This is a genomic window from Burkholderia sp. D-99 (genome assembly GCF_011605345.1).
Lineage (GTDB): Bacteria > Pseudomonadota > Gammaproteobacteria > Burkholderiales > Burkholderiaceae > Burkholderia.
Map to the genome: position 1 here is coordinate 546855 of NZ_JAAOXM010000002.1, position 20716 is coordinate 567570.

16 protein-coding genes, 2 pseudogenes and 1 riboswitch are annotated in these 20716 nt (G+C 60.1%); of the genes and pseudogenes, 6 read left to right on the forward strand and 12 right to left on the reverse strand.

The annotated features are described in order from the left end of the window. The first annotated feature begins 15 nt into the window (after window positions 1-15). The 3 genes from glmS (at window position 16) to HAV18_RS40360 (ending at window position 3930) form a co-directional block, all read left to right on the forward strand. A complete protein-coding gene (gene glmS, locus HAV18_RS09590) occupies window positions 16-1845 on the forward strand; it encodes a glutamine--fructose-6-phosphate transaminase (isomerizing) (RefSeq protein ID WP_166955027.1) in 1830 nt (609 codons plus the stop codon). A 1257-nt stretch (window positions 1846-3102) separates the two neighbouring features. Beyond that, window positions 3103-3606, forward strand: a complete 504-nt coding sequence (locus tag HAV18_RS09595; protein WP_166955029.1) for a hypothetical protein — start codon at window positions 3103-3105, stop codon at window positions 3604-3606. 66 nt (window positions 3607-3672) lie between these two features. Further along, window positions 3673-3930: a hypothetical protein gene (locus HAV18_RS40360; protein ID WP_407062422.1), complete on the forward strand. Its 258-nt coding sequence runs from the start codon at window positions 3673-3675 to the stop codon at window positions 3928-3930. A gap of 39 nt (window positions 3931-3969) precedes the next feature. Here the strand turns inward: HAV18_RS40360 and HAV18_RS09605 are convergent, their stop codons facing one another. The 8 genes from HAV18_RS09605 to HAV18_RS09640 form a co-directional block, all read right to left on the reverse strand. Further along, window positions 3970-4308 carry a hypothetical protein gene (locus tag HAV18_RS09605; protein WP_166955030.1) on the reverse strand — a complete coding sequence of 113 codons (339 nt, stop codon included), beginning with the start codon at window positions 4306-4308 and terminating at the stop codon, window positions 3970-3972. A gap of 42 nt (window positions 4309-4350) precedes the next feature. Next, a riboswitch (SAM-I-IV-variant riboswitch) is annotated at window positions 4351-4454 on the reverse strand. A gap of 336 nt (window positions 4455-4790) precedes the next feature. Continuing rightward, window positions 4791-5903, reverse strand: a complete 1113-nt coding sequence (locus HAV18_RS09610; protein WP_166955032.1) for a P1 family peptidase — start codon at window positions 5901-5903, stop codon at window positions 4791-4793. A 196-nt stretch (window positions 5904-6099) separates the two neighbouring features. Further along, complete coding sequence (locus HAV18_RS09615) at window positions 6100-7269, reverse strand: porin (RefSeq protein WP_166955033.1); 1170 nt, start codon at window positions 7267-7269, stop codon at window positions 6100-6102. A gap of 468 nt (window positions 7270-7737) precedes the next feature. Further along, window positions 7738-9174, reverse strand: a complete 1437-nt coding sequence (locus tag HAV18_RS09620) for an amidase (protein ID WP_166955035.1) — start codon at window positions 9172-9174, stop codon at window positions 7738-7740. Between the two features lie 55 nt (window positions 9175-9229). Further along, entirely contained in the window at window positions 9230-10270 is a 1041-nt protein-coding gene (locus HAV18_RS09625) for an extracellular solute-binding protein (RefSeq protein ID WP_166955036.1), read from the reverse strand. Between the two features lie 42 nt (window positions 10271-10312). Further along, window positions 10313-11029, reverse strand: a complete 717-nt coding sequence (locus tag HAV18_RS09630; RefSeq protein ID WP_208101892.1) for an ABC transporter permease — start codon at window positions 11027-11029, stop codon at window positions 10313-10315. Window positions 11030-11124: 95 nt separating this feature from the next. Beyond that, window positions 11125-12078, reverse strand: coding sequence for an ABC transporter permease (locus tag HAV18_RS09635; RefSeq protein WP_166955038.1), 954 nt, complete (start codon window positions 12076-12078; stop codon window positions 11125-11127). Between the two features lies 1 nt (window position 12079). Further along, window positions 12080-13294, reverse strand: a complete 1215-nt coding sequence (locus HAV18_RS09640; RefSeq protein WP_166956712.1) for an ABC transporter ATP-binding protein — start codon at window positions 13292-13294, stop codon at window positions 12080-12082. 146 nt (window positions 13295-13440) lie between these two features. Between HAV18_RS09640 and HAV18_RS09645 the strand changes: the two genes are divergently transcribed. From HAV18_RS09645 to HAV18_RS09655, 3 genes and pseudogenes are all read left to right on the forward strand, one after another. After that, window positions 13441-15030, forward strand: a complete 1590-nt coding sequence (locus tag HAV18_RS09645; protein WP_166955039.1) for an IclR family transcriptional regulator — start codon at window positions 13441-13443, stop codon at window positions 15028-15030. A 177-nt stretch (window positions 15031-15207) separates the two neighbouring features. Beyond that, window positions 15208-15612: pseudogene (locus HAV18_RS09650) on the forward strand (endonuclease); the annotation flags it as partial. A 19-nt stretch (window positions 15613-15631) separates the two neighbouring features. Then, window positions 15632-15969: pseudogene (locus HAV18_RS09655) on the forward strand (SIS domain-containing protein); the annotation flags it as partial. A 228-nt stretch (window positions 15970-16197) separates the two neighbouring features. On the opposite strand, the gene HAV18_RS09660 reads toward HAV18_RS09655, so the two are convergent. The 4 genes from HAV18_RS09660 to HAV18_RS09675 form a co-directional block, all read right to left on the reverse strand. Then, a complete protein-coding gene (locus HAV18_RS09660) occupies window positions 16198-17058 on the reverse strand; it encodes a hypothetical protein (RefSeq protein ID WP_166955040.1) in 861 nt (286 codons plus the stop codon). A gap of 128 nt (window positions 17059-17186) precedes the next feature. Continuing rightward, window positions 17187-18677, reverse strand: a complete 1491-nt coding sequence (locus HAV18_RS39830; RefSeq protein ID WP_166955041.1) for a phenylacetate--CoA ligase family protein — start codon at window positions 18675-18677, stop codon at window positions 17187-17189. Beyond that, window positions 18674-19813, reverse strand: a complete 1140-nt coding sequence (locus HAV18_RS09670; RefSeq protein WP_279573905.1) for a nitroreductase family protein — start codon at window positions 19811-19813, stop codon at window positions 18674-18676. The genes HAV18_RS39830 and HAV18_RS09670 overlap by 4 nt, the downstream gene beginning before the upstream one ends. A gap of 71 nt (window positions 19814-19884) precedes the next feature. Beyond that, entirely contained in the window at window positions 19885-20697 is an 813-nt protein-coding gene (locus HAV18_RS09675) for a hypothetical protein (RefSeq protein WP_166956715.1), read from the reverse strand. Between the last annotated feature and the right edge of the window lie 19 nt (window positions 20698-20716).

The window sequence follows — 20716 nt, forward strand, 5'->3', positions numbered from 1 at the left end:
TTTACGGAGCGCGATATGTGTGGAATTGTCGGGGCGGTTGCCCAGCGGGACATCCTGCCGAACCTGGTCGACGGCCTGAAGCGGCTCGAATACCGCGGTTACGATTCATGCGGCGTCGTGGTCTACCGCGACCGGGCGCTGGCGCGCGCCCGCAGCGTCGACCGCGTCGCGAACCTGCAACGCGAGATCGCCGAGCATGCGCTGTCGGGCTACACCGGCATCGCGCATACGCGCTGGGCCACGCATGGCGCGCCCGTCACGCTCAACGCCCATCCGCACTTTTCGCCGAGCGACGCGAACGCACGCATCGCGCTGTCGCATAACGGGATCATCGAGAACTGCGATCAACTGCGCACCGAACTGCAGGCGCACGGCTACGTGTTCGCGAGCCAGACCGACAGCGAGGCGATCGCGCATCTGATCGACCACCTGTATGACGGCGATTTGTTCGACGCGGTGCGGCGCGCGGTCGCGCGACTGCGCGGCAGCTATGCGATCGCGGTGATGTGCCGCGACGAGCCGCACCGGATCGTCGGCGCGCGCGACGGGATGCCGCTCGTCGTCGGTGTGGGTGAAGGCGAGAATTTTCTGGCGTCCGATGCGATCGCGCTGTCGGGGATCACCGACCGGATCGCGTACCTCGAGAACGGCGACGTTGCCGATATCCAGCTGCATCGCTACTGGATCGTCGATGCGGCCGGCCAGCGCGTCGAGCGCGCGGTGCAGCGGGTCGCCGCGCATAGCGGTGCGGCCGATCTCGGGTCGTATCGCTACTACATGCAGAAGGAGATCTTCGAGCAGCCGCAGGCGGTGGCCGATACGTTGCTCGATGTGTCCTCGATCATGCCGGAGCTGTTCGGCGATGGTGCGTGGCGGGTTTTCAACGACATCGATTCGGTGTTGTTGCTCGCGTGTGGCGGCAGTTATCACGCGGCGCTTACGGCGAAATACTGGATCGAGAGCATCGCGAAGCTGCCGGCCAGCGTGGAAATTGCGAGCGAGTTTCGCTATCGCGACGGTGTGCCGAATCCGCGCACGCTCGTCGTCGCGGTGTCGCAAAGCGGTGAAACGGCCGACGTGCTCGGTGCGGTGCATGTCGCGAAGCAAAGCGGGATGATGCATACGCTCGCGATCTGCAACGTTGCGACAAGCGCGTTGATGCGGGAATGTGCGCTGCAGTTCGTCACGCGTGCGGGGATCGAGATCGGGGTGGCTTCGACGAAGGCTTTTACGACGCAGCTCGTTGCGCTGTTTCTGCTCACGCTATCGCTTGCGCAAGTGCGTGGGCGGTTGAGCGACGATGCGGAGAAGGAACATCTGCGAGCGCTGCGGCATCTGCCCGATGCGATGTCGAAAGTGCTCGCGCTGGAACCGCAGATCATGGCTTGGTCGGAGTTGCTCGCGAGGCGCGACAACATGCTGTTTCTCGGGCGGGGGATGCATTACCCGATCGCGCTCGAGGGCGCGCTGAAGATGAAGGAGATTTCCTATATTCATGCGGAAGCTTATCCGGCCGGGGAGTTGAAGCATGGGCCGCTGGCGCTCGTGAGTAACGAGATGCCGGTGATTGCGGTCGCGCCGAATGACATGCTGCTCGAGAAGCTTCGGTCGAACATGCATGAGGTCAGTGCGCGGAATGGCCGGCTTTTTGTTTTCGCGGATGTGGATTGTGGGTTGGTGCCGGGGGATGGGATCGAGGTCATTCGACTCAACGAATACTACGGGCCGCTTTCGCCGATTCTGCATACGGTGCCGATGCAACTGCTGGCGTATCACGCGGCGTTGGCGCGGGGGACGGATATTGATAAGCCGAGGAATTTGGCGAAATCGGTGACGGTGGAGTGAGGGGATCGTTTCCTCCGGCTGCCCGTAAAAGCGTTCCAAGGAAGGGGGCAATATTCCCTCAAACGCCGTCTGGGCGTGGCACGGAACGCTTTTACAGTGCCACGCATACTTCGTGAAAAATACCAGCTCGCGCCCCCTGCTTTCGGCGCAATCACGGGAAGTGAGCCGTTACGGAGCGCTTCTTCCGCGGTATAGCCACACCGCAGCCGCAACTCGCCGAATGTGATTTGCGGTGCGGTTCGGGACTCGGCCGCCAACTGGTACAGCCGTCAATGGATTGCGGCCAGCGTGAACCAGCCAGTGACACCGGAATTGATTCACGGTCGCTTCGTTCGCAGTTCCTTCGGCAGCATGTGGTCGAGCTCATCGTCGGTGAAGAAAAGCATTTCCGACTGCCTCAGCGCCCTTCTGCGCACCACCGTAAGTCTTGTTGTTTGTCTTAGGAGCAGCCTTGTAGATACTGGCTGATTTCCTAGATTGCAATGTGGTTGGGCTGTGTGACGGTTAGACCACGGGCCCTGCCCTGCACAAGGCCGAGCAGGCTGAAGTCGACGAGCACATCACACTCAGCCAGTTGCGAAAGCTCGCCGACGGACTGGATTGCGAATTGGTCTACGCGCCGGTGCCTCGCAAACCTCTCGCGCGAATGGTCGAGGGACAAGCGCGGTTCGTTGCCGCTCAAGAGGTCGAAGGCGTAGCGCACTCCGTGGGCCTGGAAGGCTAGCGCCCAGCCGCAAGCCGCCTCCAACGGCAGATTGAAGAGCGAGCACAGGAACTCCTTCGTGGTCGCTGGTCCGCGCTCTGGCGATAAGCCTGCTCTTAGCCGCCTCAATATCTCTGGGTTGCTTCCGAGGCAGACAGGGCGTCATCGACTCCCGCGAGGTGCGGCGTTGCCGCGCCCACCGCCGGACGGATTTCCCGTAGTACTCGGCCAGTTGCCACCGGAAGAGCCCCCGCCCGACCGGCCGCCGCTCCCGGCGGATTTGGCCCCACTAGACGAGCCCTTCGATGTACCGCCCGAGTTGCCGCGCGTGCCGCCTTGGCTGCCGCCTGTTCCTTTGCTCATTGCCGCCTCCTTAGAACACGTAAGGTGCTACCAGCCTCTTCCGATGACTCGGATTGCGCATCGGAGTCGAGACAGTCAGATAACGATACTCTTACTCGAGGCGAGCTTCTCGCTGCGGGCGAGACTGCCCACACGGAGTTGGTAATATCAAAGGTCATCTATTAACCAACCGAACAATCACGCACCGTTACATGGACGTCTTTTACTACTGGCAGAAGCTCGAAACGAACCTGAAGAACCGTGAGGTCGGATACTTTGGTTCCAACAACACGAAACTATCGGACCTCGCTGGACGCTTACCCAAGCGAATCTGGGTGTTCAAGACGCCGAAGGGCATGAAAGGCTCAATCCAGCTCGTGGGGTCGCTGCTGGTCAGCGATGAGCCACGCGTTGCAGTCAATACCAACTATCCGAACGTGATTTACTACGACCCGTTTTCGCCCGAGTCAGTCATCTACACGGAGTCGGGTACAGCTGAGCGAATCGCTGAAGTCTCGGGACACTTCCAGTACCGATTCCATGCCGCATTCAGCGCCAATTTTCAAGGTGACGCGGGAATACAGGCCCTGGAGAGCAACGTCGTTCGTGGCTTGGAAACGATGGTCGCAGGATGGTCCAAGGTCCAGATGCTCGAGCGGGTCAAGGAACCGGAAAAGGTGTACCCCATCAATCCATTTGCTCAACAAGCCCAATAAAGGGATGCAAGGAAGACGACGAGACGAGCAACAGTTATATGAGAACGCATCGGCACCGTACTACTGATTGCTCGGGAGCGTGGTCCTTGGGTCTTCCCGGGTGGCGGGCAGTGGACCGGCGAAGACATCGCATCCACGGCTATTCTGGAACTCGACAAGGAGACTGGGCGGCAGGTTTCCAGTATCCGTTACCTCTTCCAGTTTCAGGGTCTGCTGTGGCGCCGGACAACGCTAAACCGGACGTGCAAAAACAAAAGGATATCGAAGCCGCGAAGCAAGCCGAGATCGCGGCAAGCGCTGAAAGGCTTGCGGTGCTCGGCATAGTGGGTAAGACCTATGATGCGACGCGCGACCACCTTCCGATCACCCCCCGGAGGCGGCCGAACCAGCCCGAACGAAATGATGCTCCATCCTCGTGCGCAGCACGCCATCGAGCGCGGCAAGTCGATCGCGCAGTCGAACCGCTTGCCCTTCCGTCATTTCCCCGAGCACAATTTTCTGCTCGAGAACATCACCACAGCGGGCGATGGCCCAACGGTCAACCGTGGCCGTTTCACCTTCGAGCACGGCAGCCGCTGTCGAGACAATGCCCGGATTCAATCCCGAAACGAGATGAACCGTATGCGTGAGCGTGAAACCGGGAAGGAGGTGCGACCAGTCTTCACGGACGGTCTGGCGGGAAGCAGAGGTAACTTGGCGCATGATTGCTCCGGTTGAGTGGTTATCGAACCGGTGCCAGCCATGCTGCTCCCGTTTCGTTGCCGTAAATCGGCCGCATCGCCTCAAGGGCGTCCACCTTGCCCGGGAGGGCAGGTTGGCGTCGGATAACCCGACTCTGGATGCTTGATTTCTCTCGTTCGACATTCCGAACGATGGTTCATTATACCGAAAATCGGGTGTCGGGCAAGAGGTGCCGGGAGCACAGCACGTCAGCCGGATCGGTCCACTGAGTCGGCTGAAATCCAGTTCAACGCCATGTTCATACGCCCAGCGATCCATTTGCGCGTCGACGAAGCCACCGTCGATCCAGGCCTGCGTCCGTGGCTCGATACGTGTCGCGAGCGTTTGCCATTCCGCATGGCTGGGTTGAATCGAAGACAGATCGGTCAAGGCAAACTCCCACTCAAGATTCAGATTTCCTGCGGCCGTCACGATGATTTCAGGAAGCGACGTCGTGCACGGGCTCATTGATCGCGCGCGGGGTCCCGCCGCCACCCCGTCTTCCGCAATGCGTTCAGCAGACGGTCACTACCGAGTGATTGGACGCTAACGCCCTGCCCGTCCGCGTCAACCGCTGCAACAAGCGCATTGAGAATTGCCTCCTCGACCGCATCGGCGGCCGCAACAAACAGCGACGTCATGAAATCCTGATTCACGCTATGCACCGCGTTCAGGAGAGCACTTCGGCTGCTGTAATCGGCCGGAGGTATTCCATCGTTGCCGACCGAAAACGCGAGAAAAATGTCCCCACTTGAATACTCGGTTCCGCCACCGACGCGCGCGAGGCCGACCCCCGCACGCCTTGCAAGCTGGGTGCATTGATGCGGCAGTAGCGGCGCGTCGGTCGCAAGTGTGACGACGATCGACCCCATGCCGGGCTCTCCCCGCCCAGACCGCGCAAACGGCGATGGCACGTCGCGCAACACTTCCCCGACTGGATAACCGGCCACGCGCAGTGCATCGCGACGACCATAGTTCGCCTGCACGATCGCGCCCACCGTCCAGCCACCGTCGGCCGCGTCCAGCACACGTGAAGCGGTACCGATGCCGCCCTTGAACTCGTGGCAGATCATCCCGGTGCCACCGCCTACACACCCCTCGGCAACAGGTCCGCCCTTTGCATCTTCAAGGGCCTCGCGTACGTGTGCAGCAGTGACATGCTGCCCCCAAATGTCGTTCAGCACCCCGTCGAACGTTTCCAGCACGACCGGCATGCACCAGTAGCAGCTCGTGCCCACCGACTCGCGCTCGGCCTTGACCAGCGCGTCGCGAACGATGCCAACACTGTGCGTGTTCGTATATGCGATGGGGGTCGTCAGCAAGCCTGATTCGCGTACCCATTCAAGACCGGTGGCGTCGCCGTTACCATTCAGCACGTGACAGCCCGCGTAGCACGGTGACAGCCGCGCGCTACCAGGGCGCGGTTCGATAACTGTGACGCCGGTCCGCACGGACTGGCCCGCGTGGTCGCAAACGACCGTCGCATGGCCAACCCGAACTCCAGATACATCGGTGATGCTGTTCAGTGGTCCCGGCCGACCCTGGCCAATCCGGATCCCGAGATTCTGGATACGCATCTATGTTCTCCATTAGGCGGTACGACGTGTGTCGCACCTGTTTTTCACTGCTCGCTTGTTATTTTTGATGGCCGCGGCATATGTGGCTGCGACCATTGGCGAGATTGAACCAAGCTCTGAACTACAGCCAACAATCCAACTCCGCGTGCCCATGCTTTGTCGGTGGACGGAAAGGGACCACGCGAGCGGCCGCAATTCAAAACTTGTGACGGATGCCAACGCGGGCCATGAATTGCTTGCTGTTTGACGACGGGCCAGCAGCATCAGGATTCACGGCAAACTCAAGCCCGGTTCCGGTGACACCTGAATCGTTCGCAACCTTGACGTAAGCAGCCTGAGCATAGACGTCGGTCCGCTTCGACAGGTTGTAGTCGGCCATCAAACCAAACTGATGGTATTTCGGCTTAGCGCTGCCACCTGTTGCGCCGTCGAACGTCACCTGCGTGTAGGTGTACATGCCGCCGACGTAAAACGCCGGCGCAAACTGGTACTTGGCGTTCACCTCGAAATTGTTGAATTTGAGCGACGATGCCGCTCCTAGTATCGGGCTGGCAGCGAAGTTCGCGTACTGCGTCGCCGTCGGCTGCGACAGGTTTGTGTGCGTGTACGCGAAACCCACCGTTGCAGATCCGATCGTGTACGCAATGCCCGCTCCGAAGACGCGTTGACGAATAGCGGTCCAACTACCGTCCGGGTTGCCGTTCGGACCGATGGCCACGGCGCCAGCCGTGCCCGCATTGGGGTGATCGACATTCATGTAGGCGGCGGCAAGGCTGACCGGGCCGTTGCTGTACTGTGCGCCCACGCTGACCGCACGGTTCATCCCGAAATTGGTCGAGTTGCTGAACGCATAGGCACCGCCAAACGAGAAGCCGCTGTAATCGACGCTCGTGTACTTGACCGCGTTGTTGAGTCGGAAGGTGTTGTCGGTGTTGTCGTTATCGTAGGGGTGCGTGAACATCCCGCCGCCCCAGTTGCCATTGGCCGTCATCGGCGCCAGGTAATCGACGACGGAGTCATATTGGCGACCAACGGTCACCGTGCCGAACGTCGCGCTGGACATTCCGATATAAGCCTGACGTCCAAACTCCGCGCCTTCTTGACCCGGCTTGCCGCTGTTAACGTCGAAACCCGATTCCAGCTTGAACACCACCTTCAAACCGGCGCCCAGGTCTTCCGCGCCTTTCAGGCCCCAGCGGGTACCTTGCACATCACCGCTCGACAGCGCATAGAGCTTCTTGCCGCCGACATTGTTCGTATAGTCCAGACCTTCGTCTATCAGGCCATACAACGTCACACTGCTTTGCGCATGCGCAACGCCCGCGAATACACTCAACACACCCACTGCAAAAAGCGTCCTTTTCATTTCGATCTCCAAGATTTCACCTGATCTGCCCGGATACCGCGTATCGCGTCGCCAGGCAGGCCTCGGTTGCAAGTTCTATTCTTTTACGTAGGGCGACGAGCCACGATTCAAATAACGTACGCACGTCGTTGCCAACGCACCGTCGATCGGTACATCAAGACCAATTTCTTCAATCTATCAATACAATTTCGTATACCTAATCATGTGCGTTAACTGAACGCACCGTCATGGCGAGATGTGGAGCAGACCCGGCTACTCCGAATCCGGGCCCGCCCCTCCTCCCATTCCAGATTAATAACCGCACATCGCCACGGTCTTGAGAAACGCTTCAGATCCGTAGCGATTCCTTACCCATCCTTCGCCGGCACGCCTGTAGCCGGCAAAGGCCATGACGTTAAATGGACGTACCCGGATAAAGCACGAATCTGCGCGGGCCGGCTCGATTGCGTGGCCGTTCCGCTTAAAAAATCAGGCGTTGGTACGCATCAGCAAATCAAGTTCGCGCTCTTGGGTGGCCCATTTTCCGATGACCGCCTCGATCGCCGCCGCAACCGACAACAAGGCCGCTTCGCCGCGCGGACGCCCCGCAATCTGAATCCCCACCGGCAAACCATCGCTCGTCATGCCGCAGGGAATCGCGATCACCGGAAGTCCCAGCAGCGTCAATCCATAAGTGATCGCCAACCAGTCGATATACGTACTGAATTGCCGGCCAGCAGCGCTGGACACGTAAGTCTCTTCGACGGGAAATGGCGGAACGATCGAGGCCGGACAAATCACAACCTCGTATTCGTCGAGCAAGGCCATCATCTGGTGGAACAATGCGCCGCGCGTGCGTTGTGCCTCGGCAATCGACGGGCCATCGAGCGACAGACCATACTCGATGTTTCCGATCACATTGGGATTGAGCAACCCACGATGCGCCGCCAGCTCGTCGGCCAGATAGGTGGCATAGGACACGCCGCGCAGCACATGAAATGCGCGGGTACCCTTCGACAGGTCGACAGTCGGTAGATCGATATCGATGCCGGCTCGACCAAGACTGTCCATCGCCGCAGCACAAATCGCCAGGATTTCGGGTTCCGCCTCGGCAATGCCGAGGCCTGGGCTGTAAGCCACCCGTGCCGGCTTGCGAGGGCGCAGCGCATGATCGAGGAACGGTGTAGGCGGGTTCGGCATCGAGAGCGGTGCACGGCTATCGGTGCCGCACATCGCGTCGAACAACAACGCCGTGTCGGCCACATTGCGCGCCATCGGCCCCTGAACCGCCATCGTGTCGAACGGATCCGGTGCCGGCCCGGACGCGAGCCGGCCAGGCGTGGGCCGCAACCCGACGACGCCGCAGAATGCCGCCGGCGTGCGCAGCGAGCCGGCCAGATCCGAGCCGTGCGCGACCCAGGCGGTCCCGGAAGCTAGTGCCGCCGCAGCGCCGCCGGACGAACCACCTGCCGAGCGCGACAACTTCCACGGATTGCGCGTCAATCCCAGCACCTTGTTGATCGTGTGGGCACCCGCACCGAATTCCGGCGTGTTGGATTTCGCGTAGACGATGCCACCGCTCGCTTCGATACGCGTGGGCGTCGCGTCCGTCGTGCCAGGCACGAAGTCCTCGTACACTCGCGAGCCATAAGTGGTACGCACTCCTTTGACAGCCGAGAGATCCTTGATCGGCACCGGCAATCCGCATAGCAGCCCGCGCTCGGCGACCGGCTTGCGCAGCAGCGCGTCGGCGTGCTCATGAGCACGTTCCCAACATACGATCGGCAATGCGTTGACATGCGGCTCGACGCGATCCATCTGCGCCGCCAGCGTGTCGAGCAGATCGTGAGGGCTGATCGCTTCGCTGCGAAGCATGTCGACTACCTCACAGGCAGATCGATCAATAAGGGAGAATTGAATAGTCATACTAAATACCTATCCCATAAAAATTACACACACGCTCACTCGTATAAGCCTTCAATTACTTGAGCAATTCCGTCCAGATCCGGTCATGCAGTCGGATCGCCGCCACCGAACAAGCCTGCTGCTCGAAGACCAGTTTTGTGCCAGCCGGCGGATTCATTGCTGGCGCACCCTTCACGTCAGCGGCCACGTACGCGTCCGATCCGTCGATCGCGTTCTGATATTTAAGGAAGTTGGTATTCATGGCTGCTGCCTTCGGCGTCAGCAGGAATGCGATAAATTTTTTCGCGTTTTCGGGGTTGGGAGCCCCCTTCGGCATCACTACGTTGTCAACCCAAGCGATCGAGCCTTCCTTGGGATAGGCATAGCGGATCGAATGCTTGAGATCGGTCGCACGTTGCGCCGTACCGCTCCAGATGGCCGACATGGCGATTTCACCGGAGACCATCGATTCGCGAATCGCCCCGGCCTTCGAACTGTATGTTTTCACGAATGGCTTCTGCTGCTTGAGCACGTCCAGCACTTTCTGCATCTGCTTCGGATCTTCGCTGCAGAACGGCACGCCGACGTAGAACGCCGCCACCGCGATGGCGTCATTGGCGGAATCGAACATATTGAGCTTCCCACGCAACGGGGCTGGGGGATCGAACAGCACCTTCCAGCTATTGATGTCACCGCTGTACACACCCGTGTCGACTGCAAAGCTCATCGTGCCCCATACATACGGAACGGAATAGTCGCCGTTGGGGTCCCATTGCGGCTTTCGAAAGCGCCGGTCTATGTTGTTGTAGCCCGGGATGTTCGTCGCATCGATTTTCTGGATGAGACCTTCGCGCGCCAACACCGGAACCATTTCCTGACCGCTCACGGCTAGGTCGTATCCAGCGCCGCCCTGCTTGAGTTTTGCGAGCAGCGTCTCCTCGGAATCGTAATTGTCGATGTTGATCTTGACGCCGGTCTGCTTCTGAAACTGCGCAATCAGATCCGGTGCGATATAGCCGGTCCAGGTGTACAGGTTCAGGCTACCCGCAGCATTCGCAACCATGGCTGGGGCGACGCACGCGAAAACGACGCCGGTGGCGCTCATAAATTTCTTCATGACCTCTCCGTTGGGTGTGATGTCTTGCCGTGTGGAAGTGAACTACGAACGCTTGCGGCCGCCATTGCCGATCATGTGCGCCGCCACGACCAGTCCCACCGATACAACGAGAATGATGGTCGAAGCGGCGTTGACGTCGGGTGTGACGCCCATCCGCATCAGGCCGAAAATGAAGATCGGCAAAGTCGTCGAACCGGCCTGCGCGACCAGTACTGAAATGATGAAGTTATCGAGCGAGACCACGAAGGCGAGCATCAGACCCGACACGATGCCCGGCATCAACAGCGGCAGCGTCACATAGCGCAACGTGGCCCATTCGCGTGCATAGAGATCCATCGCAGCCTGTTCGAGGCGCGTATCCATCCCTTGAAGACGCGCACGGATAGGCAGGTACGCGAACGGAATGCAGAACACCGTGTGCGCAATGATCAGGTTGCCCGCGCCGAGCGAGAGTCCGATCGCGCTGAAAAATCCCAATGTCGCCACGCCGACCACGATCTCGGGCAGGACCAGCGGCAGCATGACGAGCCGCTCGGACATCGTGGTGGTACGCGTGCGCTTCCGGCGTGCGATAGCAAGTGCGGCCATCGTCGCGAGCACTGTCGAAAGCGAAGCCGCGGCAAGCGCAATCACGACACTGTTCCGGGCCGCATCGCGCAACGCCGTATTCTGGAAGACCACCTCATACCATTGCAGGCTGAACGATTTCCAGACGGTGGCCGACGTGCTGCCGTTGAACGACAGGATCACGAGCGCCACGATCGGCGCATACAGGTACAGATAGAATGCAGTGGTCATCGCGCCGAAACCGTTGAAATGGTTCGCGCGAAATCGGGCTGGCCGTCGAAAGAAAATCATTTCGGACTCCGTGCACGGGATGCGGCAAGACTGGATCGGACCAGCGAAATCAGCGCGGCAGCCGTAACGATGGCTACCAACAGCACCACGGCGAACACGGAACCGAACGGCCAGTCGCGTGATTCAGTGAACTGCCGGTAAATCAAATTGCCGAGCATCATTTTCTTTCCGCCTCCGAGCAATTCGGGGGCGATCATCGCGCCGAGACAGGGAATGAAGGTCAGCATGCAGCCGGCGACAATGCCCGGCGCGGCCGCGGGCAGCACGACGCGCAATAACGCTTGGGTTTTGGTCGCGTACAAATCATGCGCGGCCTCGATCAGACGAATGTCCATCTTCTCGACGCTCGAGTAGATCGGCAGCACCATGAAGGGCGCATACGTATAGACGAGACCGACAAGCACCGCGCCGTCGGTGTAAAGCATGGCGATCGGATGGTGAATGATCCCTAGCGCCTGCAACACGCCGTTGATTACGCCCGTATCGCGCAACAGCAGGATCCACGCATAGGTACGCACCAGCAAGTTGGTCCAGAACGGAATCGTGATCCACAGAATCAGCCGGTTGCGCCGGGAAGCGGGCTGCAACGCGATATACACCGCGACCGGAAAGCCGACCAGCATCGTGATCAACGTCGTCGTGCCGGCAACTGAAATCGACCGCAACGCGATCATCAGATACGCGTTGGTGAAGCTCAGACTATCGTCGAGATTCCGCTCGAACAATAGCTGGACATAGGCGTCGAGGCTGAATTGATGCAGCACACCGCCGTAGCCGTTCGCCGCCATGAACGAATACGCCACCACCAACAGCAGCGGTGCCACCAGAAATACCACGATCATCAGCGGCGCCGGCAGCAGACTGAAGAGTTGCAAGCGCCGTTCGCGACGGCTCAATTGTCCGGGGGTGGTAACGAGCGGTGTCGATCGGAGAAGGTGTGGTTGCAGCATCTCAGCCCCTCAGCAGGTTAACCGCGTTCACGGCGACGTCGAGCCAGACTGTCTGACCGATTTTCGAACGGCTGGCGTGGCAGCCGCCAGTCATGTCGCGAACCACGATGCGCTGGCCGTTGCCAAGCCGTACGTGACAGGCCGTGTCGGTACCAAGATAGACCGTGGCGGCGATCTCGCCCTTGATCCGCGGACCGACCGATACGGGCCCCGTGGCGAACGCGAGTCGCTCGGGCCGAATCGCCACCGTGACTGCATCGCCGACCGCGTACTCGTCATGCGGAGCCGCCACGAATTCGCCGACCTCGGGCACGGCGACCCGCACAAATCCGGCGCCTCGCTCCGTGACATGCCCCGCCAGCATGTTGTTCTCGCCGATGAAGTCCGCGACGAAGCGGGTGGCGGGCCGGTCGTAGATGTCTTCAGGCGTACCGATCTGCTGCACGAGGCCCTCCGACATCACGGCAATGCGATCGCTCATCGCAAGGGCCTCTTCCTGGTCATGCGTGACGAAGACAAACGTGATGCCGGTCTTTTCCTGCAGGCTCTTCAGTTCGAGCCGCATTGCCTGGCGTAACTTCAGGTCGAGCGCGGACAGCGGCTCATCGAGCAGCAGCACGCGCGGCTGCGGCGCAAGCGCCCGGGCGAGCGCGATACGTTGTTGCTGTCCACCCGAGAGCTGGTTGGCGTGCCGGTCGGCGAACTTTTCCATCTTGACGAGCGCCAGCATCTCGACAACACGCTGTTTGACGTCGGCCGGGCTGCGCTTGAGCATGCGCAGGCCAAATGCGATGTTCTGAGCCACCGTCATGTTGGGAAACAGCGCGTAATGCTGGAATACCGTGTTGACCGGACGGCGATACGGTGGCAAGTCGTGGACCGGCTCGCCAGCCAACAGGATTTCTCCCGACGAAGGCTCCTCGAACCCGGCCAGCAGACGTAGCAACGTCGTCTTGCCGCAACCTGACGGCCCGAGCAAGGTAAAGAACTCGTTGTCGTTGATCGATAGGGACACGCCTTTCAGCGCGTGGGCGACGCCGGACGCATCGCCCGGATAGATCTTGTGAGCGGCGCGCACGTCGATAATGGGCGTGCCATACGCGACGGACGAGTTTGCGGCGCCGGCAACCGGCGCCGCATTGCTGCGGGCGTGGGAGCCGCCGAGGATCCGCGCAGTCTGTGGCGCGGCCGGTTCGTTGACTCTGTTGATGAACATCGACACGGTGTTGCTCCTTGGCTTTGCTGTGAACACTTGACGTTTTACCGCAATACGATTACTGTTACTGCAATTAGATTGATGCAATCATTGGTCGATCAAAAGTCGATGTCAATGGCTTTTTCCAGCCAATAGAGGAAACCCTAATGAGTGACGACCATCGTTCTCGGATCGCAGCGCTGGGCAAAGCGCTGGCGGTGCTTGAGGCGTTTGGCCCCGCGGCTCCCGATCTGCGCATTGCTGAAATCGCCGCGTTGACCGGCATGAACCGCAGCAGCGCGCAACGCATCACGCATACCCTCGTGCGTTGCGGGTATCTGCATCGCGATGAGGTGTCGTCAGCGCTTTCGCTGACATACCGAAGCGCGTGCATCGCGCACACATTCCTCAGCACAAATCACCTGATTGATCTGGCTATTCCGGCGCTGGTCGATCTGAGCGCACGCACGAATTTGCGAGCGGACCTGTGGGTGATGCAGGGAGCGGATATCGTCAACATCGCACGTGTGCCGTCCGCCGCCCATTTACGGACCATGGCACCGATTGGCGAGCGCTTGCCCACACTCACCTCTGCGCCCGGACGCGCAATGCTGTCGACCCTGTCAGGCAAGGCCCTCGCCCAACGGATCGCCGAGCTGGCAGAGGCCCCCGACCGTGCCATCACGCCTGATGAGCAGGCCGCACTCGAACGCACGCTGGCGGACGCAGTCGCGCGCGGTTATGTCTTCGAAGCGGGTAGCAACGTCCATGACGAAAGGACGATCAGTGCCGCCGTGTTCGGCGCGGATGGAGCGTGTCTTGCGGCGGTATCGGTATCCGGATGGCTTGGCGAAGTGAACGAGGATAATGTGATAAGCCAGGTGGTTCAGCCCGTCCTTGCCACTGCGCGTGCGCTGTCCAGCCTCAGAATCCAGACCTGGTCGCGCACAGTATCGCGCCCTGCCGAGGGCAAGGATGCATTGCCTGCCCCCGAAGAAGATGAGGACGATCCGTTGTTCATCTCGTCAGTCGCGCGCGGGTTTCAGGTACTTGAAGCGTTCACGCCCGCCAACTCGGTACCTACCCTGACCGCACTGCACCGGTTAACCGGACTCCCGGTAGCGACCGTGCAGCGAATCGTCGACACGCTGATGGCATGCGGCTATGTCGAGAAAGATGCGAGGCACAAGACCTTCCGGCTGACTGTGAAGACGCTCGACATGCTGTTCAATTTTCAGATGAGCAACCGCGTTATCAAGACGATATGGCCACGTCTCGTGCAGCTGCGAGACGATTGTGGTCAGCGTTGCTCGTTCTGCATACTCGCGGGGGAAGACATCGTTCACTTGCTGCATGTCCAGAGCTATCCGCACGCCGACTTCCAGACCGTCTACGTTGGCCGACGGCTGCAGGCGCTCAGTACTTCGGGCGGCCGCGCGATTCTTTCGACGCTGGATGACGATCGGCTCCACGCCGTACTCGCACAGAGCTCGCCCAAACCACTCACGCCGTTCACGATTACCGACAAAAGTGAACTGCAACAGATCATCGTCGCCGCACGCGAAAAGGGCTACGCATTCACGGATCAACAATCGGTCATGTTTGACCTCAACGTCGCGACTCCGATCTTCGATTCCGATGGTCACGTGCTTGGTGCAATGGTGGTGTCCGGTTCCAAGCGCGACTGGACGGTGGAGCGAATGGAAGAAGAGATCGTGCCTCGCCTGGTGGCTTACGCGCACTCGATGTTTTCCTGAAGGGGCAAGCTCACCTAGCTCATCACCACCTCTGACGACGCAGGATCAATTCATGGATCGTGTTGCCCAGCGCACGCGCCTTGCCACGATCGACGTCGCATTGTGGCAATGAACCTGGAAACCAGCACCGAATCGCACTAGGTTCCGCACGCGATTTGGTCCCCCAGATCGTGATCAGCCGTCACCGGCAAGACAGCGGCGCATGTTGCCGTGCTGTTATGCGGCCAAGCACTCGAAGTGCACCGCATCGAGCGCGACGAAGCATTGATCGATCGGCTCATTGAACTTGAAGCCCGTTTCTGGCGCTTCGTGAAGACCGATACGCTACCGCCCGCAGACGGGTCGGAGGCGGCGGATCGTGCATGACGCCATCTGTATCCCGGCTATGGAGAAACGATCGATTTCGGGAATGACCGAATGCTGTCGTCCGTGTTTGCCGATCTGGTCGCCGTGCTGGCGGAGATCGAAGCGCGCCGACCACTCGAAGCACAGTTCAAGCAGACGATCCGGCAAGCGATGGATAACGCGACCCGGGCCGTGTTCGAAACCGGCTCGGTGTCGTTCAAGCGCAGCAAGGATGCTCGTGACCTGGCCCCAAGCGTCATTCGAGGACGCGCTGAAGATGCGGGAGATTTCGTATATTCATGCGGAGGCTTATCCGGCTGCGGAGCTGAAGCATGACCTCTGGCGCCGGTGAGCAACGAGATACCGGTGATTGCGGTCGCGCCGAATGGCCGGCTGTTCGTGTAAGCGGATGTGGACTTCGGGTTGGCACCAGGCAAAGGAATCGGGACAATTCGGCTCAACGAGTACTCCGGGCCGATTTCGCCGATTCTGCATACAGTGCCGATGCAACTGCTGGCATATCACGCCGCCCCGGCTAGCGGGACCGATAATGACAAGCCGAGGAACCTGGCGAAGTCGGTGACAGTGGAGTGAGGGGATCGGGAGTCGTCACACGCTGTTGTTCGCCGAAAATCAAGGAATCCTACACCTGACCGGCAGCGATATTGCAGCAGGTCGCTTTCGGAGCAGCGACCCGGCCTGAAAGGCCGGGAACGCCGCCGGAATGCGTCATGAATTTTTAAGCACTCGCCACACGCCGCCTGACAAACCCGCCTGCGCGCCGACACCCCGCGAAATCAGACAGCGCGCAGTTTCGATCCACTAGTTCCTGCCCCAGCCGCTAGCCGCCCCTGTTACATGCAGGAAGTAACTTAATCCAAGCGCTTGCAATACCCTAGGAAGCTGGACAACTTGCTGCCCGATCAGTTGATTCACGTCGGGATGCAACTCCCTCAGAATGCCTACCGCACCATCCGGATGCGTAAGCGGCCGCCCGATCCTGCACGCGACGAGATCTTCAAGCGTCGATTTCAGGTTTCGTCCAGGCGCCACGTTGCACACAATTGGCAGATCCGCCAGGTGGTTCCATGCTGCATTGAATAGGATCTGAGCAGCCGGCGGAACTGCAGCGGGTGGTGCAACGTAGTCGCGCGCCGCACTATGATCTACACACGCGCTTCCATAAGCATCAAATACCGGCGGAACGAACGGAGCGACCGGGCTGTTCAATGACAGGAAAATTTCTACAACCGGCACCTGAGGATTTGCGGCAACAAATCCAGCCTGCCTTGCAATTTGATCACTGAAATGCGAATGATAAGACGGGGAAGCGGCGACTCCGTATTCAACCATGGTGTGCGCAATATGATTGTGGTTCTTCAACACATCCATATTCGGCCGAATACGCTTTGCCTCGAATAGCAATATCTTGAATTGCTTCGTGACGGTATCTTCCACGACAATCGCGCCGTCACATCCGAGCAACTGCTCCTGACCGGGTAAAAGTGTCACAAAAGCCATACTCGCCTGACCACCCAACATGCGCCAGTTGTTGCGCAACGTAGTTAGCCACGTAGAAACATAGTCACGCTCGCTGACAATCATTCCGGCAATAGCGTCGTTCCGTGTTGCCACGTCGGCCGCGTACGCCATACCAGGGAGAACCGAAAGAGGTAGAGCCATATACTTCCCCGTTTATCCTGTATTTTATAAAATCAGATCATGTTAAAAACACAAAAACCACACCCACCTTAATTCCACCCCTGAAATATCAGGCTTTCCAATTTGGCTCAATCAGCGAATCCACGCCCTCACGCGATATACCTGTTCTTGATCCGAATATCCCGCCCCTGAAACGGCCCCGTATCATGATCATGCACATGCACGATCACCTGCTTCGGATCGAACAGCCTCGACACCTCGCGGAAATCCTGATTCACGCGCTTCATGCCTTCGAACATCTCCCCATGCAGCGCCGCATCGTCGAGCTGCATCGGCGCACTGCCCAACGCCCGTTCGAGATGGAGATGCAGGAAACTCGTCAACTGCGCATCCTCGGTCGTCGCAAGCTGGAACGTGCTGATCGCGTCATGCAGCATCGGCGAAGCGGACAGAACCTGCTCGATATCGGACGGGAACACTTTCGCGCCATAGAACGGCACGCTCGAATCGTTACGGCCGTACACGAACAAGAACGGGAAATGGCTGGTCCGCGATGCAAAGTCCTGCAGGCGCATGCCATGTGCCGACAGACGCTTGTTCAGCTCACGGAACGTATACGTCCCGCCCGAATCGCGAATGTTGTACCGGATCTTCGGCGCCGCGCCCGACTGCCGCCCGATCGTCACCAGCAGTTCCCCATCGTCATTCGTTTCGATGACGTAATCGAGCGCGTTGTACTGGAAGATCATCGGCGGCGTATCGCGGCCGAACACCTCGCGGCACAACTCGGGCCGTGTGAGCAACGCACGCCGCAAGCCGATCGTCGTCGGCGTCTCGACGCCGATGTTGATCTCGAGGTCCGACGCGCCATACGACGAGATCACCGTGCTCGCCTTGCGCAGCAGATGGTCGCGCAACGCTTCCGACAACCCTTCCCCGCCGACGATGAAATCGATGTGGTACGCGCTCAGGTCGAGATCGCATTCGTCGACCACCGAGCGGATAAACGGCGGGTAGCCGAATATCAGGTACTGGTATTTCGGCCCGAACAGCTTCAGCGTGTTGATCAGCTTGGCCTTGTCCGGACCGATCGACTTCATGATGCCGACGTCGACGAGCGACATCGACACGTTCATGCCGGTCGCCCACGGCCCGAGCGCGAAGCAGTTGAGCAACATCTTGCCGGAGTCGCGAAACACCAGTTGGTAGTTCAGTTGCAGGATGCGCTTGACGTCGCTGCGTTCGGCCGCGCTGCGCACCCAGTTGTTCGGCTGCCCCGTCGACCCCGACGATTCGTCGATGACGACACCCGACTTCGGAATGGCTCCGCCGTAACAGCGCTGCTCGATCGAATAGCGCTTGATGTAATTCTCCTTGGTCATGGCGGGCAGGTCGGCCAGCCGCCATTTGCCGCCGGCCTTGTAACCTTCGGCCTTCAGGAACTCGATGTACGCCGGGCACGACGTGCTCGCCTTGAGGAACGCGACGCGGGCGCGCATGCGGCCGACAAAGGTCAGATACGGCTGAAAAATCGGCGCGTTGAGGAACACATAGAGACGTCCGTCGACGCTGATCACGCGGCGAAGGAACCAGAGCGTCCAGAGAATGGCTTCGAGAAAGAGGCGAATGAGCGTGTTCATGCGGATTCCGGCGAATAGGGCGAAACCGGCGCATCGACGAGGATGTCGGCGAGCGCCCTGCGTTGGCTTTGCGGCGGCGTACGCGAGTAGCCGACCTTGAACACGAGCCATGCCCGGTCGACCCCGGCATGCGCGCTGAACCATGCGGCGGCGTCGGGGTTCGTGACCAGGTTGCCGTACGGGTGCAGGTACAGGCCGAGGCTCGTCAGTGCCAGCCAGAAGCGCAGCAAGAAACGGCCCGACTCGATCGCATTCTCCGGATTGAAGAAATCGCCGCTCAACACGCCGATCGCCGGCACGTGGCCCAGTTGCGACCGGTAGCGGCGCTTGAAATAGAAACGCGTCGGCTTGAACATCAGGATCTTCGACAGACGCGCGGACATCCAGAACTCCGCGCGCGACAGGTTCATGCAGCGCCAGTCGAGACCGTCGCGATGTCGGGCAGTCGAGCGTTCCGTGAAGCGAAACCATGAAGTGATTTCGTCGTGGTAGTCCGCGACGTTCATGTCATGGAATACGGCGTCGATGTTCGCCGCGATGATCGGCTCGATCCGCTCCGCACCCGACAGGTGCGTATATCGATGCCCCCATTCGTCAGCCAGCGCTGCCAGTTGCCTGACGGCTGCATCCGGCACCGGCGTCGGATCCATCGAAATGCGCGACGTGCGGCGCGCGAGCATCAGCGCAGATGGATCGTCGCGCGATGCGTCCGCGTTGGGGTTGGCGACGAGCCGCAACGCGGCGAATGGAATCAGCCCCGGAGGTGTCGGCCGGGACAGGATGGCCGCGAATTCCTGCACCGGGCGATGCAGTTGCCATTCGACGCGCAAGCCGTGCGGTGCCGCGAGCAGATCGATCGCATCGATGAACATGCCCATCGCGGACAACAGGAACGCACCGGTCGTGTCTTCTTTCGGCAGCGTGCGCGTGCCGTCGATGAACAGCTCGGCGTAATCGTCCGAGATCAGTTGCACACGCCACGGCTGAATGTTGTGCGGCGACGGTGCGTGTCGGGCCACGGACAGGATCGTGTGCCAGACAGTAAAGGCTTCAGTGGGAATCCCCGGCATATCTCGTGGCTTCCTTGTTGTTGTGCGGCTGATTGCCGTTGTGGCGCGAGAACCGGCCCCTCTCAAGGCCGGGTGAAGCTGTGCGCATCTTACATGAGGGCCGCGGTGCCCTCGCTCAACCCACCACGAGGAACCCGCTACTTCGACAACCGCAGCTTCTTCGACACCACGATGCCGCTCGACGGACTCACCAGCGAGATGTCATGGATATCCATGTGCAGCGTGGAGGTCCTCGTCGTAATGTCCGTCGGCTCCTCGATACTCGGATCGGCATGCTCGGTTTGTTCGGTCAGGTAAGGCCGTACCAGGCGCCCGGTAAAAACGAGTGCGTAGTCGCCATTCGCTCGGGCGTGCTCGGCGGGCGAAAGCCGCATGCGGCTGCGGATCGTGGTCTTTTTGCCTTGCCCGGAATCGAGTTCGATGATGTCGACGTGCTGGATGTACCCTTTTGCCTTCGCTTCGGGTGCAATCACGAGCCCGCGCCCTCTTGGCCCCGTCGTGACCTTTCTGAGCAGGATGCCCGTCCGGTCGTCGCGCTCTGCGTCGAACAAGTCAACATCCAGCGTCAACAGGTGCCGCCGTGACGAGTACCTCAACCCGTACCGCACCGGCACCACGAACGTCACGTCACGATCCAGATCGACGGCCGCCAGGTCGGGATTCGTGTCATGCCGGTCGGCAGCGCTGGAAACCAGGCCGCGAACCCGGTCGCGCAACGAAGGCGAGAGGGTGCTGATGTGCAGCTTCTGCAGCGCATCCCGGATTGCAACCGGGTCGTCGCCGACAATCGGTCGTGCCGGTGACGTGTCGTGACTGACAGCCGACGCGATACGCGTCGTGCCTTCGACAGCCTCCGCCTCTGCATGCGCCACGACTGGCGCCAGCATCATCGTCAGGGCGACGATGCGCGCGAAGTTCGAACGACCCAATTTGGATTCCCGGTGAAACACGACGAACTCCTGATTTGCT

Bases quoted from the DNA above. Each gene is read 5' to 3' on its own strand.
- glmS (WP_166955027.1), top strand. From the start codon at position 16: ATGTGTGGAATTGTCGGGGCGGTTGCCCAGCGGGACATCCTGCCGAAC.
- HAV18_RS09610 (WP_166955032.1), bottom strand. From the start codon at position 5,903: ATGCGTATCCAGAATCTCGGGATCCGGATTGGCCAGGGTCGGCCGGGA.
- HAV18_RS09660 (WP_166955040.1), bottom strand. From the start codon at position 17,058: ATGGCTCTACCTCTTTCGGTTCTCCCTGGTATGGCGTACGCGGCCGAC.
- HAV18_RS09620 (WP_166955035.1), bottom strand. From the start codon at position 9,174: ATGACTATTCAATTCTCCCTTATTGATCGATCTGCCTGTGAGGTAGTC.
- HAV18_RS39830 (WP_166955041.1), bottom strand. From the start codon at position 18,677: ATGAACACGCTCATTCGCCTCTTTCTCGAAGCCATTCTCTGGACGCTC.
- HAV18_RS09625 (WP_166955036.1), bottom strand. From the start codon at position 10,270: ATGAAGAAATTTATGAGCGCCACCGGCGTCGTTTTCGCGTGCGTCGCC.
- HAV18_RS09605 (WP_166955030.1), bottom strand. From the start codon at position 4,308: ATGCGCCAAGTTACCTCTGCTTCCCGCCAGACCGTCCGTGAAGACTGG.
- HAV18_RS09640 (WP_166956712.1), bottom strand. From the start codon at position 13,294: ATGTTCATCAACAGAGTCAACGAACCGGCCGCGCCACAGACTGCGCGG.
- HAV18_RS09635 (WP_166955038.1), bottom strand. From the start codon at position 12,078: ATGCTGCAACCACACCTTCTCCGATCGACACCGCTCGTTACCACCCCC.
- HAV18_RS09645 (WP_166955039.1), top strand. From the start codon at position 13,441: ATGAGTGACGACCATCGTTCTCGGATCGCAGCGCTGGGCAAAGCGCTG.
- HAV18_RS09595 (WP_166955029.1), top strand. From the start codon at position 3,103: ATGGACGTCTTTTACTACTGGCAGAAGCTCGAAACGAACCTGAAGAAC.
- HAV18_RS09615 (WP_166955033.1), bottom strand. From the start codon at position 7,269: ATGAAAAGGACGCTTTTTGCAGTGGGTGTGTTGAGTGTATTCGCGGGC.